Raw genomic sequence first — 15161 nt, forward strand, 5'->3', positions numbered from 1 at the left:
AGGTGCGCTTTTTTTATGCCTGCGATTTAGTTCGTGATTGTTGTGCCCTCTGAAACACGCCGTAAACCCATCCATGGGGGCTCCGACACCGCGTCCCTGCGGTGTAGGGTTTCAGAGGGCACAACAATCACTCCCTTACTATGCATAAAATAAGACTTTGGAGAGAGAGGAGGGAGTTCGCCGTAAACCCATCCTTGTTTTTACGTAAGAGCTCCGAAACCGCATCCATGCGGTGTCGGGTTTCAGAGGGCACAACTATCACTCGCGCTTAAACCATATCAAAAAGTTTGAAGGGGAGTAGAAGTAACACGTGGTAGACCCAGCGCTGCTTTTATATTCAAGCCTAGAGCTGCTTCCGTGCAGCCAAAAGTTCTAGATTAAACAAGTACTCCACTTTGGTAACTATTAAGCTTGTGAGGACTGTAGAAATGCGCGAGACGGTTCTATTGTTACTGCGGGAAGGTTGCGTTATGCATTACAGTTATTGACCGTGATAGTGGGCTTCTCACCTCGGTTAGGGTGACGATAAGTAAGCTTGCATACTTCGTCTTCTTCAATCTCATCATTGCTAAAGCCGCTAGTTTGTCTTTCTAGAGTAAAGATAACTTCAGGGGCCGAGCCTGTAAGTTTCCAATCGTCTTCGGTGAAGTCTGCTACAAGCTTTAAATTCGTTTGTGTTGCGTAAGGATAGCCATAGCGTACACGAATACCTGAAGATAGGGTGGTATCAGCGCTGCCTTCAACCCCCTCAAGGAGTGATTTAGCATAGACAAGATCTGAAGAAGCGACTAAAGCTGACTTTAAGCCTTTGAGTACGCCTGCCTGCGCGTCTTTTTGAATATTTAAAAGTTTAGGCGCAGCGGTGACAGCAAGTATGCCAATAATGACAATTACTATAATTAACTCTATGAGAGTGAAACCTTTCGTTTTACTCTGCATACCTTCTAGTCCTATCTTGCCCTAACTCGTTAAGTGTACAACCAAATAGTATATCATTGAAAAAGCGTTTTAAAATAGACTTTAGCTAAGGTCTATTTTGAGGGAACTTAGGTATAAAAAGCTAGGATAATGCCTAGCTTAATGGTGAAGGTTATAGGCTTATCCTGATCTACATTTGCTCTATTTTGTAACCTTTAGCTTCTAGTAGAGCAATTACGCTGTCATCGCCCACTAAATGTCCAGCACCCACTAAAACGAACTCTTGATCTTCATCGCCGAACATCGCTTCGATTTGAGGTAGCCAGTTTTGGTTACGTTTAGTGAACACATCATCATAAGAAGTAGGTGATTCACGTTTGAATGTATCTACTACTAACTCATCAATTTGTTCAGTGTCACCGTGTCTCCATGCCTTAATGGTGCTTTGTAGCATTTCTTTTAGCTCTGGTAAGGTTTCCAATGTTTCAGAGATGAGGCGGTCTTCCTCGCCTGCGCCCATGTTGGCCAGCATGTTGATTTGAAAATCTAGTGATTCTAAGTATTCGCTTGCTTTACCGTCACGTGCCGCTAACTGCATGAAGTAAGCATCCACTCCTTGCCCAGCCATCTGAGAGCGTTGTGCTTCCATAGCAACTAGCATTGATGCCACCATGCCTGGCTTGAATTGAGCTAACTGATCCGCAGTAGCGCCAAAGTTATTAAGGTAACTATTAAGCGCTTGATACGTTTGTTCTGAAACATCATCTTTAAGGGACTTGCCTTCTTCATACGCGAGCCCTGCCATCATTTTCTTTTGGCCTTCAATATCTGTCGGATCTGGCATTTTGACTTCGAACACTAGTGTGTCTGCTTGCTCATAGACATCGGTGAATTCACTCGGCAGTGGGAATTCAGAAATGGGTAAAATATGAATAGTGCCACCTACATATACGGCATCTTCACCATTAGACACTTTCCAGACGGACGTTTGGCTTTCATTGTCGGCTATAGCAGAAGTCACCGTAGATACAGCGAGCCCTAATGAGAACAGGAGTTTGTGTATAGAAAAGCTTTTCATCTTCATCCCTAAGGTTATGTACTTAATAATTGGTTAAAGCGTGCGATTTTATATCCCTTCGCTTTTGAAAAAATCGTAAAACTTTGAATAGTCGTGACTAAATTATAATCTAGCGTAGCAAAATGCAATCTAGATATAACCTGTACTTGGTCCGGTTTTTTTAAGCAATCAGGAAATACGCATCTAGGTTTTAAACTTGCCCGTCCGCGTGGGAAACTATCTATGCGGATTGGTATTCATCTCTGTTCACGTAACGTTATTCTTATAGAAAGCTACTTATCAATGTCAGGCGTTTATTCATTATAAAATTATAGACCTACTGATGTACGTACTTATACTCTTGTTTACTCCTTCTACATTAGCTACTACAAGACCTATGCAAAATAATAAGCCCCCATTACCCCAAGCAGCCAGCAAGGCGCTGATAGAAAGCATCTCAGCATTTCCCCACTTCACCAAAGAAGAAGTAATAGCGAGTACGCCTCGTAATAATGAAGAGTGGAGAAACTATGTTCACGCTAGAAATAGCGAGCAGAAGAAAAAAATCAAAAAGATGAAGAAAGAGCTTAACGTAGATGTTGAGCTTATGAATATAAATGATGTTGTAGTGCGCAAGTTGACACCTAAAATGATTACGCCTGAATTTGAAGATAAAGTTTATTTAGATATTCATGGTGGGGCGTTTGTCCTTTTTGGTGGTTTACCGAGCATTGAAGAAGGGCTGCTTGTCGCTGAAAGGTTAGGCATTGTGGTGTACAGCGTTGACTATAGGATGCCACCAACGTTTCCTTTTCCAGCCGCACTGAATGACGTAGTTGCAGTCTACAATGCTTTACTCGACCAAGCTGGTAAGGGAAATGTATTTGTGGGTGGAACATCTGCGGGAGGTAGTCTGGTCCTTTCACTAGTTCAGTCTCTTATCACCAGTAAAAGTCCTCTACCTAAAGCTGTATATGCAGGAACGCCATGGGCCGACCTTACCAAAACCAGCGACAGTCTTTATATAAATGAGGGTATAGACGGTGTGTTAGTGACCTACGATGGAACACTTGAAGCTGCCGCCAAACTATATGCTGGCAAAATAGCACTAACAGACTCGGCTATATCTCCACTTTACGGTTCGTTTGAAGCCTTCCCACCAACATTGCTAGTGACTGGGACGCGAGACATGTTTCTAAGCGATACGGTAAGGGTGAGTCGTGCAATACGTGATAGCGGAGGTGTTGCGCAAATAGAAATTTTTGAAGGGCTATCTCATGCCGAATATTTGATTTTCTATAAAACGCCCGAGTCTGAAACGACTTATAGAACGATGAAATCGTTTTTTCTTTCTGCCAACTGATTCTAATTAGCCAGTACGCATACCTTTCAGTATGCGTACCAAGCGGGCCATTACACAGGCTTAACTAAACGAATATTTCGGAGCCACCACTACGAAATAAACACTACAAAGCAAAATTTACGAACCAAAGATTACTGTTATTACGGTAACGATAGCTCCAATACCGGCAATTTTAAGCCCGTTCTTGTACATGGGGAGTTTGGGAACAAACATCAAAAACGCGGAAATCACAAAAAACAGCAGGCCTATGCCAAAGCTAATATTAAGCCAAAAGAGAGGACTATTATTTGTTGCTTTGTGCAGTTTCACCATTTTAGACAGAACGATAGGATAGTCTTTTTTGGTGATAGTGGCTTCACCCGTAGCTTTATTGTACTGGCCCACATTAAGTACGACTTCGTCTACATTTTCACTGGTGACTTTACTGCCTCTCATTTTGAGCAAAGGCAGCAATTCTTCACCTGATAGGTTTGCTTCGAATTGCCTAGTCTGGACTTGTTCGTACTTTAATATATCGGTAGGGCGAAAAATTAAAAGAATGCCGCTGATAGCGTATACACCCATTATTCCTGCGAGAAAAAAACCAAGCCAACGGTGATATTTGCGAAAAGCCATGTGAAATTTAGGTGATGCCATATTTTTATCCGCCCCAAAAAAGGCGTAGTTATAAACGAGAATGCATCTTATTTAAAGTACTGATTTCTTATTTGACCAAAATTTACGTTAAGTAACCGTTTTGGCTCAAGCTTGTGCGAATGCGAGTCGTAAAAAATCAACCAAGTGGTATGAAGAGTTGGAAAAAACTACGTCAGAATTAGACTTTAGTCTTACAATGGCGTTAAACCATGGCGACAAATGGTTTAATGTTAGAAGACAGACTTGGGCCTTTTAAGCTTTGATACATGCTAAAACTTCAAAGGCCTTAGAAAAACAATATTAGGATAATAAAATGCAGTCTATTGCCATAGTGATACTGGGCATCATTGGAATGTTGCTCGGTTGGTTCGTCTATTCAAAATTTATTGCGAGCCGCATATTCAAATTGGATGATAGTTTTGTAACCCCAGCCCATACCATGCAAGATGGTGTCGACTTTGTTCCTACCAATAAAGTAGTGTTATGGGGCCATCATTTTACCTCAGTAGCAGGCGCAGCACCCATAGTAGGGCCAGCAATCGCAGTTTATTGGGGCTGGGTTCCTGCCGTACTTTGGGTTGTCTTCGGCACGATCTTGTTTGCCGGCGTCCACGATATGGGCGCGCTATGGGCAAGCGCTCGTCACAAAGGCAAATCCATGGGAGCGCTCTCTGAGAGTGTTATCGGTAAACGCTCCCGTGCGCTTTTCATGATAGTAATATTCCTAGTCCTGCTTATGGTTAACGCTGTGTTCGGTGTTGTTATTGCTAATTCTTTTGTTTCTCAGCCCAATGCGGTTTTCCCTGCGTGGATGGCGATTGCAGTTGCATTGATTATCGGTCAGTTATTAAAGCGTAACTTCAGCCTTATTCCTTTGTGTATTGTTGGCATTATTGTGCTTTACGCTTCGGTATATGCAGGTAGCTATATCCCACTAAGTTTGCCAGAAACTATGTTTGGTCTAGCCGACAAAGCAAATTGGATCATCATTCTCTTTGTTTACGCAGCTATTGCCTCCCTACTGCCGGTTTGGATGTTGCTACAGCCTCGTGATTTCATTAACGGTATGCAGTTGCTTGTCGGCTTATTCTTGCTTTACGGTGCGGTATTCTTTGCTATGCCAGATATCACTGCGCCAGCATTTAACACGCAAACTGCAGTAGATTCACCAAGTCTCATTCCGTTGCTGTTCGTTACCATTGCGTGTGGTGCGGTTTCTGGTTTCCACGGCATTGTATCTTCAGGCACTAGCTCTAAGCAGCTAGACAAAGAGACCGATGCGCGCTTTGTTGGTTACTTGGGTGCAATTGGTGAAGGTTCACTTGCGCTTATTACCATAGTCGCAGTAAGCGGCGTTGCGTTTGCTGCATCACCTGAAGAATGGCATGAAGTATACAGTCACCTGGGCGCTGGCAGTGTTGGCGCGTTTATCACCGGTGGAGCAAACCTTATTCAGCAAGGCTGGGGATTGCCAGTAGATTTCTCTTCAACGATTCTTGCTGTAATGGTTGTTCTATTTGCAGGCACTACGATGGATTCAGGTGTACGCTTACAACGCTACATCATACAAGAGTGGGGCGATATCTATTCTATTGGTGCACTGAAAAACGGCGTTATAGCGACCCTTGTGGCGGTTGGCTGCTGTTTATTACTTGCATTTGGTGCAGGCGGTGCGTCAGGTAGCGGCGGTATGATCATATGGCCCCTATTTGGTTCTACTAACCAAATCCTAGCTAGTCTTACCCTACTAGTTATATCGGTTATGTTGATCAAGCTGGGGCGACCTGCGAAGTATACGCTTATACCAATGGTGTTTGTACTAATAATGGCTTTCTTCGCGGGCCTAATAAAGCTCAAAGAATACTATGTTGAAGGAAATTACTTGCTGGTGTTCTTAGATGCAGTCGTGCTGGTTGTTTCGGTACTAGTCATGCTCGAAGCTTTCTCTGTAGTGTCTAAGCTTAAAAAAGGAAACGCAACACAAGAATAAGCAGCTTAATGGCTAATTGAGCACTGATTCGATGTTTCATGGTTGACCTCTGAGTTTAAAAAGCACACTCTCGAGATAGTCAACATTCGGCCAGTACATTTGTGCTGGCCATTTTTATGCTTCTGCAATTGACCTAATCAGTTTTGTTGATTTTCTGTCGCACTTTATATCTGTTACTATTTACAGTGTTAAAGATTACGTGACTTTGTACACGAGTAGTGTATGTCTGCAAGTAAGGCAGCTATGTCTGGGTTACAAGAGAGGCTATGTGTCAGATATCATTTTACTAGGGCAAAATTTTCTAGCGTTGTTCATGGAATCAGCGCCATGGCTGCTATTGGGTTTACTGGTCGCAGGAGTGATGCACGAGCTAGTGCCTGTCTCTTTTCTTGAAAAGCACATGGGTAGCGCATCATTCGGCTCTATTAGCAAAGCTGCTATTATCGGCGCGCCTTTGCCACTTTGTTCATGTGGCGTTATTCCTGCTGCGCTCGGTTTGCGCCGAAGTGGAGCTTCTAAGTCTTCAACGATATCTTTTTTGGTGTCTACGCCCGAAACTGGCGTAGACAGTGTCTCTGTGTCTTACGCATTGCTCGGACCTCTTTATGCCATTGTTAGACCCATCGCGGCCATTACAAGCGCCATTTATGCTGGTTTGATGGTACGTTTTTTCGCAGAAGCTGAAGAAAATCGACAACAACAGTCTGAGGTGACGGTGTCATCGTGCTGTGGGTCAAAGCAAGCACCTAAACAAGAACCGCAAATACAGGTCAGCACGTCCTGTTGTGCAAGCGAAAAAACAAATGCTCATAGCCACGAAAGTACAGACACGCCTCTACCCGAGTCTTCGCCTTCGAAAATCACAAGCGTGCTTTCATATGCCAGTGGTAAGTTACTTGAAGACATTGTGATATGGTTATTAATTGGTTTAGCACTTGCCGCGGCAATTAAAACGTGGGTACCCACCGACTTTCTAACGCAATGGGGGGATGGCGTAGTCGCCATGCTAGTAATGGCACTTATAGGTATTCCTATGTACATATGTGCTACAGCGTCAACGCCACTTGCGGTGGGGTTTCTTGCGGCGGGGTTATCGCCCGGCGCTGTTTTAGTGTTTTTAATGGCAGGGCCTGCTACTAACGTATCAACCATGGGCATGATCAAACAAGAAATGGGCACGCGAACATTAGTGCTTTACCTTTTCAGTGTTATCTCTGCGAGTATTGGTTTTGGTTACGCACTGAACTACCTAGTATCTTCGTTTTCTTTAGCCTCAATGATCAAAACGCAAAGCCATGTTCATGAGCACGGGGCAAGTGTTCAGATAATCTACGGGTTATGTACAATCCTGTTGGCTGGGCTTATGGTGAGGTTGGGCGTGAAAAAGCTGCAGCAACACCGTCATAACCAAGAGCAACATTCGGCGTGCTGCGGCTAACAGTAGCCCAGCGGATGCCTTTCATTTTTAAGTGCTCAAATGATATTCATAGAGCGCTTGTATATCCCGCTCTATTATCCATAATAGTCGTTCATTTAATTAAAATTAAAACGCGTTTAAACCTACAAGGACGCTTGGAATAACTACATGCTTTTACTTATTGTGTATGTCTTCATTGCACTGGGCTTTTCTTTTTTGTGCTCCATTGCAGAGGCTGTGATTCTGAGTGTTTCGTCTGCGTACATTTCTGTCCTAGAAAAAGAGGGCAAAGCCAGTGGTGCGCTATTACGTAAGCAAACCGATAATATAAATACGCCTTTATCGGCTATATTAACGCTGAACACTATCGCTCATACTATGGGTGCAGCAGGCGCAGGTGCGCAAGCGGCCGCAGTGTTCGGCGACGCTTACTTAGGTGTTATTTCAGCAGTACTTACGCTGCTTATTCTCATTTTCTCAGAAATTATTCCTAAAACCCTTGGTGCAACGTATTGGCGAGCATTAGCTCCGGTAACCGCATATTTTCTTAAATATCTTTCAATTGTACTTATGCCGTTCGTTAAAATGTCTGAACTAATGACTAAAGGCTTTAAAGAAGACAGCCCACTTCGCGGGTTAAGCCGTAGTGAGCTACACGCCATGGCGGAGTTGTCGGGGCAAGAAGGTCAACTAGCTAATCACGAAGCGGCGTTTCTACAAAGCTTGTTAAGTTTGCACGAGCTGAAAGTGAAAGACGCAATTACCCACCGCACGGCGCTGTTTAAAGTATCTGAGTCGATGACGGTAGAAGGCTTTTTTCACAAGCACGCCAATATCGAATTCTCCCGTATCCCCGTATTTGAAGACAGCGACTCAGAAAACATTACCGGATTTGTTATGCGCTCTGATTTATTGGTGGCACAAGCCAGAGGAAATACGGATAAGCCACTTTCAGAATACGCCAAAGACATGGTTACTGTGTTAAACACTATGCCGCTGTCAGTCACCTTCGAGCACTTTATAACTAAGCACGTACATATGTTGCTGGTAGTCGACGAGTACGGTGGTTTAGAAGGCGTTTTAACTTTAGAAGATTTGCTGGAACGCTTGTTGGGCGTAGATATTGTAGACGAAAAGGATACAACAGTGAGTATGCGCCGGCTGGCTAAAATGATGACCAAGCGCAAGGAGCAAATGATGATCAAAAATGTTCCTGATGCCTCACTTGAAACTTCCTCACGGAAAAAATAGTTTATATCGCTGCGATAGTTTGAAATGTTATTAAGGATGATAGTGATGATAAAAACAACATTTAATAAAGCGAAACGGAATAATGTCCAAAAAATACACGGGCAACAAGCTAAACAAAAAACACTGTCATTAGCGTTATTCATATTACTGACCACTGTTTACACAAGTATCGCAGTGGCGCAAGAATTAAGCATTCCCTGCGATGAGGTTGAAGAAAAAGCCCTAGCTGAAGCGAAAGCCAATGAAGTTGCGCGCATAAGTGCATTTAAACCCGCGACTCCGTTAGAGCGAGTTAACCCGAGATATCCTTCTCTAGCGGCGAGAAAAGGCCGTGAAGGCTGGGTTAGGCTGAGCTACATTATTGATGAAGAAGGTAGAGTGAAAGATCCTGTGGTAGAGGATTTTTTCGGAAGCTCTTCTTTCAAACGCAGTGCCCTATCAGCCGTTAAAAAATGGCAGTATGACCCAGCAATAAAAGACGGTGAACCAACTCAGCAATGCCACCAAGCTGTTCAATTGGATTTCACTATCGGTGGAAAAACGGGCGCCACCCGCAAATTTATTAAAGCTTATAAAAACGTAGATGAAATATTCAAAGCAGGTAATGTTGAGGCGGCAGACGAGGCTCTTAAAGAGCTATTGAGTTGGGACACGTTAAATCGGTACGAGAATGCGTGGTTGCTCAATTTGGAGTCACAGATTGCAAGAGAACAAAGCGACATTGAAAGAGAAGCGAAAAGCCTGACGCGATTACTTTCCAGTAATGGACAAAAGCGTTTTAACAATGCCGTTTTTGATGACGATTATGTGGCTTACATACTTCAGAGGAAAATACTTCTTGATGCTCAGCGTGGATATTACGCCGACGCCCTAAAATCGTACAGCAGGCTTCAAGAAATGGATGAGCAACAACCGCGTATTGACGAAATTGCCGCAATAGTAAATCAGATTGAAACATCTATTGCGTCTGAGAAAAATCTTCAAGTACCCGTAAGCATGGGAGACAACGGTCGTTGGTTCCATACGCTGGTGAGAAATAAGTTTGCTTTTAATAACATACAGGGCGAACTTGATACTGTAGAAGTTCGCTGTGACTCTCACCGAGAAAAGTTTACGGTGGCCGAGGCTCACGTTTGGCATATTCCACAAAGCTGGGGTCAATGTCAGGTGATGGTAAAAGGTGACGAAGCCACTACATTCAATCTTATTGAAGTTGCTGAGAGTTCATAGTTTCGTTCAGCCAAGCTCAAGCTGAATAAAGGGAATTTACCTCACTTTCTTTGCTGCCAGAAAGCCACAGCGCAAGTTGAGGAGGGTGTTTCACAGTAACAGAGTTCTAATTCCTAAATAGAAAAATCTCGCAATTAGAAAGTGGCCGTTAGTGCTAACTGGAACAAATGTTCGGTAAAGTGTTCGTTGTCTTGGAAAAAGCGAAGGTTTTGTTGATTGCCTGAGTTTACCTGCCACTCGGCGGTTATTGAGAAGTGTTCGCTAATGTTACGCCCAGCGCTGATGGTAAACGCACGCCCCGCGCTGCCATTGGGGTCAAGCGCGTAATTGTCATTATCATTTACTTGATACCAGTCGGCACGTGTAGCAAACGTGTATGGAGTCATGCTGTATACAGCAGCAACAAAGCCACTTTTAAAATCGTTATCTACAATACTTTTGCCCATTAGCGTGTCGCCCACCAGCAACTGAGAAAATACCGTAAAGTTAGGGTTATACATGTAGCGAAGCGTTAACGAATGAAAGCGTGTATGCCATGCGTAGATGCGGTCAGACTCGACCACATTGGCATCTGCGTTGTTATCGTAATAGTAGTAGCGGATTTCAGCCATACGCTTGTACGCCACATGCGCGCCAAAATAGTAGCCGAAGCGGTTGTCTATTTCTCTAAAGGGTTCGGTCCATGCAGGAGCATTCAATCCATCCTCATCGATAACACCCGGTATAGGCAGAAAATTCACCCTATCATTGTAGAGCGATTGTCTGTCGTGAAGCGTAAAGCCCCGCCAAGAAAGTAGTGTACCTGTAGTATCGTTTCCTTTAAATACGCTGCCCAATACTTTCCATGACCAGCTGCTTCGTACTTGTCGGCCATTTTGTCTAACGCTAACTTCGATGCCTCCGATTCTGAGTTCTTCACCAATCCAGCTGTTTATAGCTGAGTTAGTGAGGAAGTGAGGAGATAGCCAGCCAAAATCTGTGTTTTCAGCAGATATAGCAGGGTAAAAGGCACCCACTTTTACTTCAGGTTTTATCGAGGAAGCACTAAGTGGCCGATACTTGAGATATAGCTGAGAAAAGTTGAGCCGCTCTTCGCCGTCGCTGTAAGTATTTAAAACACCAGATAATGTCCAATCATCAAACAAACGCAGGTTGGTTGATATAACGGCTTGAGAAAGGTGTAAGCCATCTCCTTCGAATCGCTGGTGGTTTTGGCCAAAGTCTTGGAAGCTTTGCGTATTTTCTTTTAGCGCCCACGATCCACGTAATAAAAAATCTGTTTCTGCGTAACTAGCTAACGAAAACGCTAGTGACAATAGCGTTAATAGTTGAGTACCAAACCGCATCAATAGTCGCCGAAACCAGAATCGAATCCGCCATCCCTGATTATGTTTGTATTTAGTGCCCATGTTACTTCAGTATTGGCAGAAACAGAGATTAACTTGGAAGGAAGCGCTTTTTCACCATCCACTTGCGGATGCCAAAAACGGACTGTGTATTTACCATGAGGAAGTGAAATTGAAGACTGTCCTTCAGTATTCGTTTTTCCAAAATAAGGGGAGTCTGAAACAACAATATATCCCAGCATCCAATCGTGAATATTACAGCCAATATCGACAATACCTGCATTTTCAAAGCGCAAAGGCTTTGCGGTAAATTCTTTATAAAGCTTTAGTTCGAATTGCTTTGCCGGAGAAAATGAATAGACATGATGAAACAAGTTATCTGCATTAGGAAAGGTCACTTCAGTACCCGCTTTTACTATAAGCACGTGAGGAACAAACTGTTTGTCTATTTGATTCATTACGGCAGGTTCTTGATGCGGCATCTGATGCGCCTCGACCTCGAACTGAGGCTCAAAAAGAAACACGCCGTTGTCGACGGGGGGGCCATCGCTATTTTTCAGCGTTATAGAAAACCTTGCGGTGCGCTCATCTTGTCCTAATGCCATACTTGAACAAGCCATAAGAAGAAGGGCGCTAAAAACGGTTTTGTGTTTCATTCAAGTACCACGGCACAAAGTATTCAAAGAAGACGTCTGTTGACTTAACCATAGAATAAACCCAGTAATATACAACTGCGTTACACCTTTAGTATAAGACCTTATTGGCTTCGACTTTATTTCGCTTTTAAGAAAACTTTCGCGCTGGTGCTTGTGTTTGACAGCGGTTAAACCTGAGAGAACTTTCTTACCAAGTTATGGTAAACATGATGAAGTCCGTCAAGCTGCTCTCGCTCTGCGGTGCCGGCGTTAACTAGCGACTGAATACTTTGGTCAAGCTGGAAAAGGGTTTCACGCATTTGTTGGTCGCTCACCATACTTTGCAGCCAGGTGATGGCGGCAATACGCTCCCCTTTAGTGACTGGCGTGACTTTATGGAGACTTGATGATGGGTAGAGTATGGCGCTTCCCGCATCGCATTTAACTTTTTGCTCGCCAAAACCTGTTTGAATAACAAGTTCACCCCCTTCGTACTCGTCTTTATCTGTAAGGAAAATCGTCATCGACATGTCGCTACGTAAAACATCGGGCGTATTTGGAATACGCATAATTGCAGCGTCTACGTGATAGCCATAGGTCTGTGATTCGCTGTAGCGATTAAAGCACGGTGGAAATATACGTTGGGGCAGGGCAGCGGATATAACTTTAGGGTGGTTACCTAACTTACTCAACAAGAGGTTAGCAAGCTGTTGAACACGCGAGTCTTGGGCATCCGCCTGACCGTTATTTTTGACACCTGCAGCCATTCCCATTGCCGTATTCTTGCCGTCAACAAAGGGAGCACTAGACAGTTGCTGACGAAACTGAGCAACGTCGCTTTTCGTCAATAAGTCATCAATAATAATCATGTTTTCAACGCTTTTAAGAGTGTTTTTAATATAAAAAGACCTAGGCGGTTGCCCGCCTAGGTCATGCTAGCATTAAAATTCGTAGCTAACGGTACCTGTAATGTTGCGACCATCACCGATATACATGAAGGCGCCAGAACGGTAGGCTGCCGTCCAGTATTCTTCGTCAAACAAGTTTCCAATGTTAACACGGAAAGTTAGTGACTCTGAGTGATAGTAGTTGGCGAATAGATTAACCACTTGATAATCAGGAACTACGATAGAGTACTCTCCGGTTTCAGCGCTATAGCCAGCCGCAGTATCTGGTTGGCCGCCGTACATTTCTGACTGATAGCTGTAGTCTCCACCAAAGGCAAACTTCTCATTAGGCTGATAGCGCATTTGAATGTAGAAGCTTTCGTCTGCGAAGTTACTTAGCGCAAGACCGATGTTATCTTCGCTGTAAGACTCAAGGATTTCAGAATCCATAAATGCAGCAGACGCCTGAATGCTAAGCTTATCGGTAATATCACCACTTAAGCCAAACTCAATACCTTCTACGCGGTTTTCACCGGTGTTTAATGTACCAAGCGTTGAGTAAGCATCACCTACACTCTCGTGTACGTCGCTCTTAGTGATGCGGAATAGCGCTGCATTTGCTACAAGTTTTTCGTCAAACAGCGACCACTTAGTACCAAGCTCAATATTTTCTACTTGCTCAGGGTCAGCTTGAGACGCTTGCTCTGGCGTACCACAAATACCGCCATAACCACAGTTAGCACCAAGATCTGATTCACCGCCGTTTATGTTGGTTGCCGTGCTATACGAAGCGTAGATGTTACCGTTTTCAGTGACGTCGTAAACTAAGCCTAAATGACCGTTGTACAGTTCATCCTCGAAAGCATAAAGCTGATCACCACCGCGTCCTGACGTTGCATTGGTGTAATCGTAGCTATCTACACGAAGACCGGCGAAAACGTTAAGGTCATCGGTAAGTTCAAAGGTGTCCATAACATAGAGTGAGTAGGTTTCAATATCAAACAGCGCATCTGCATCACCACGTGTGAAGGCTTTGCCCATCAACGAACTAATGTTATCAACTTCATTGCCACTGCCATCTAATAGGCAGTAACTTTCAGATACACCGCGACGACCGCCGGTTAAGCAGTTTGATGGATTAGTGTAATCCATATTGAACACGCCGTTGTCTACTGACTCGTCGGTGTATTCAAAACCGAACACGAAACGGTGATCAATACCTGCAAAAGCCGTATCCCAGAATAGGTTAAACTGGGTAGTTACATAGTCAACTTCCTGCCAACCTTGGTGGTTGCTTAACGATAGTGTATAAGCACCTGGTGCAGTAGGGTCGGTGGCGTCACGGTTAGTGCCACGCATACCCGTTGTAATGTATTCGTTTTCCGTTTTACCTACGCGGGTTGCGTTATAAAAACGCACGTTGTCACTGATATCGTACTCAGTACGTAAAGTGAATGTAGTCACTTCCGAGTTCTGAAAGTCTTCGTCTTGTGCATATACAGGAATATCTTCAAGCGGGTAGCCTGCATCCCTGTCGTAATAGCTACCTAAGTCAGGAATGTCTTCAGCGTTTAGGTAATAAATATCCCCGGTAAATGACAAGCGATCGGTAGGTTGATTGACATAAGAAAGCTGAACCCCTTCACGGTCACGCTCAATACCTTCGCGCCCAGGCTTATCTTCTGATGAATACAGGCCGTTTAAGCGCACTGCGCTGGTCTCAGTGAGGGTTTTGTTCAAATCGACGGTTACGCGCTTATGCTCGTCCGTACCTACAGCGGCATCAACACGGCCAAAGTTGTAAGCGGTAGACGCTTTTTTGGTGATAGAGTTAACCGCACCACCTGAAGAGCCACGACCGGCAAAGGTTGAGCTAGGACCTTTGGTAATTTCAACGCGTTCGGTTGCGAAGCTTTCACGGGTTGTCATACCTGGATCGCGAAGACCATCAACGAACACATCACTGCGCGCTTCGTGGCCACGAATAATATAGCGGTCACCAAAAGCATTACCATTCTCACCCGTACCTAAAGTCACACCAGCTTGCGCCTGCAGAATGTCTTTAAGGTCCGTTCTACCACTTTCTTGAATTTGGTCTTGGGTAAGAACGCTAATGGTTTGTGGTGTGTCAACAAGATCTGCTAGGCGACGAGGATCGCCAGATTTATTGTAGCGGTAGATAGATTGCTGTACGCCGTGAATTTTAATCAGTTCTATTGCTTCATCAGATACGGCTTCACATTCAGCAGACGTCGCATCGCTACACGTTTCTATTTCTTCCTGTGCCATTACCGCGCCACTACCGAATGCCAAAGCTGCGGCAATGGTCTGGGCGCCCATAGTTAATTTAGTGTTTTTCATCCTGTTTCCCTTGAGTGTGTGTAAGGAGGACGAAGTCTATTTAATAAAAATAGATATGTAAACATAAATG

The 15161-nt window shown here is 44.1% G+C and carries 12 protein-coding genes; 5 read left to right on the top strand and 7 right to left on the bottom strand.

Annotation, left to right across the window (positions count from 1 at the left end; genetic code table 11):
- Nucleotides 1-468 precede the first annotated feature (468 nt).
- Together ACX5KA_RS10120 and ACX5KA_RS10125 are read right to left on the bottom strand one after the other, a co-directional pair.
- The gene (locus ACX5KA_RS10120; protein WP_039218040.1) at nt 469-939 is read right to left on the bottom strand and encodes a prepilin-type N-terminal cleavage/methylation domain-containing protein; all 471 of its coding nucleotides are present in this window, start codon (nt 937-939) and stop codon (nt 469-471) included.
- A 169-nt stretch (nt 940-1108) separates the two neighbouring features.
- On the bottom strand, nt 1109-1996 hold the full coding sequence (locus ACX5KA_RS10125; protein ID WP_458731045.1) for a TraB/GumN family protein: 888 nt from the start codon (nt 1994-1996) through the stop codon (nt 1109-1111).
- 376 nt (nt 1997-2372) lie between these two features.
- Here ACX5KA_RS10125 and ACX5KA_RS10130 point away from each other — a divergent pair, with 376 nt between their 5' ends.
- On the top strand, nt 2373-3338 hold the full coding sequence (locus tag ACX5KA_RS10130; RefSeq protein WP_458731046.1) for an alpha/beta hydrolase: 966 nt from the start codon (nt 2373-2375) through the stop codon (nt 3336-3338).
- Nucleotides 3339-3455: 117 nt separating this feature from the next.
- Here ACX5KA_RS10130 and ACX5KA_RS10135 read toward each other — a convergent pair whose 3' ends face one another.
- A complete protein-coding gene (locus ACX5KA_RS10135; RefSeq protein ID WP_458731047.1) occupies nt 3456-3974 on the bottom strand; it encodes a hypothetical protein in 519 nt (172 codons plus the stop codon).
- Nucleotides 3975-4287: 313 nt separating this feature from the next.
- Here ACX5KA_RS10135 and ACX5KA_RS10140 point away from each other — a divergent pair, with 313 nt between their 5' ends.
- From ACX5KA_RS10140 to ACX5KA_RS10155, 4 genes are all read left to right on the top strand, one after another.
- Nucleotides 4288-5964, top strand: coding sequence for a carbon starvation CstA family protein (locus ACX5KA_RS10140; protein ID WP_458731048.1), 1677 nt, complete (start codon nt 4288-4290; stop codon nt 5962-5964).
- 268 nt (nt 5965-6232) lie between these two features.
- Nucleotides 6233-7402, top strand: coding sequence for an SO_0444 family Cu/Zn efflux transporter (locus ACX5KA_RS10145; RefSeq protein ID WP_458731049.1), 1170 nt, complete (start codon nt 6233-6235; stop codon nt 7400-7402).
- 147 nt (nt 7403-7549) lie between these two features.
- A complete protein-coding gene (locus ACX5KA_RS10150) occupies nt 7550-8632 on the top strand; it encodes a CNNM domain-containing protein (protein ID WP_458731050.1) in 1083 nt (360 codons plus the stop codon).
- A 45-nt stretch (nt 8633-8677) separates the two neighbouring features.
- Nucleotides 8678-9862, top strand: a complete 1185-nt coding sequence (locus ACX5KA_RS10155; RefSeq protein WP_458731051.1) for an energy transducer TonB — start codon at nt 8678-8680, stop codon at nt 9860-9862.
- 134 nt (nt 9863-9996) lie between these two features.
- Here the strand turns inward: ACX5KA_RS10155 and ACX5KA_RS10160 are convergent, their stop codons facing one another.
- The 4 genes from ACX5KA_RS10160 to ACX5KA_RS10175 all read right to left on the bottom strand — a co-directional run bounded on the left by ACX5KA_RS10160 (nt 9997) and on the right by ACX5KA_RS10175 (nt 15091).
- Nucleotides 9997-11208 carry a hypothetical protein gene (locus ACX5KA_RS10160; protein ID WP_458731052.1) on the bottom strand — a complete coding sequence of 404 codons (1212 nt, stop codon included), beginning with the start codon at nt 11206-11208 and terminating at the stop codon, nt 9997-9999.
- On the bottom strand, nt 11208-11864 hold the full coding sequence (locus ACX5KA_RS10165) for a methylamine utilization protein (protein WP_458731053.1): 657 nt from the start codon (nt 11862-11864) through the stop codon (nt 11208-11210). The genes ACX5KA_RS10160 and ACX5KA_RS10165 overlap by 1 nt, the downstream gene beginning before the upstream one ends.
- A 167-nt stretch (nt 11865-12031) precedes the next feature.
- Nucleotides 12032-12712, bottom strand: coding sequence for a Fe2+-dependent dioxygenase (locus ACX5KA_RS10170; protein WP_458731054.1), 681 nt, complete (start codon nt 12710-12712; stop codon nt 12032-12034).
- A gap of 72 nt (nt 12713-12784) precedes the next feature.
- The gene (locus ACX5KA_RS10175) at nt 12785-15091 is read right to left on the bottom strand and encodes a TonB-dependent receptor (protein WP_458731055.1); all 2307 of its coding nucleotides are present in this window, start codon (nt 15089-15091) and stop codon (nt 12785-12787) included.
- Nucleotides 15092-15161: the final 70 nt, after the last annotated feature.

This window comes from Alteromonas alvinellae, from assembly GCF_902705805.1.

Coding starts and splice junctions, on each gene's coding strand:
- ACX5KA_RS10120 (WP_039218040.1), bottom strand. CDS start 939: ATGCAGAGTAAAACGAAAGGTTTCACTCTCATAGAGTTAATTATAGTA.
- ACX5KA_RS10125 (WP_458731045.1), bottom strand. CDS start 1,996: ATGAAAAGCTTTTCTATACACAAACTCCTGTTCTCATTAGGGCTCGCT.
- ACX5KA_RS10130 (WP_458731046.1), top strand. CDS start 2,373: ATGCAAAATAATAAGCCCCCATTACCCCAAGCAGCCAGCAAGGCGCTG.
- ACX5KA_RS10135 (WP_458731047.1), bottom strand. CDS start 3,974: ATGGCATCACCTAAATTTCACATGGCTTTTCGCAAATATCACCGTTGG.
- ACX5KA_RS10140 (WP_458731048.1), top strand. CDS start 4,288: ATGCAGTCTATTGCCATAGTGATACTGGGCATCATTGGAATGTTGCTC.
- ACX5KA_RS10150 (WP_458731050.1), top strand. CDS start 7,550: ATGCTTTTACTTATTGTGTATGTCTTCATTGCACTGGGCTTTTCTTTT.
- ACX5KA_RS10155 (WP_458731051.1), top strand. CDS start 8,678: ATGATAAAAACAACATTTAATAAAGCGAAACGGAATAATGTCCAAAAA.
- ACX5KA_RS10160 (WP_458731052.1), bottom strand. CDS start 11,208: ATGCGGTTTGGTACTCAACTATTAACGCTATTGTCACTAGCGTTTTCG.
- ACX5KA_RS10165 (WP_458731053.1), bottom strand. CDS start 11,864: ATGAAACACAAAACCGTTTTTAGCGCCCTTCTTCTTATGGCTTGTTCA.
- ACX5KA_RS10170 (WP_458731054.1), bottom strand. CDS start 12,712: ATGATTATTATTGATGACTTATTGACGAAAAGCGACGTTGCTCAGTTT.
- ACX5KA_RS10175 (WP_458731055.1), bottom strand. CDS start 15,091: ATGAAAAACACTAAATTAACTATGGGCGCCCAGACCATTGCCGCAGCT.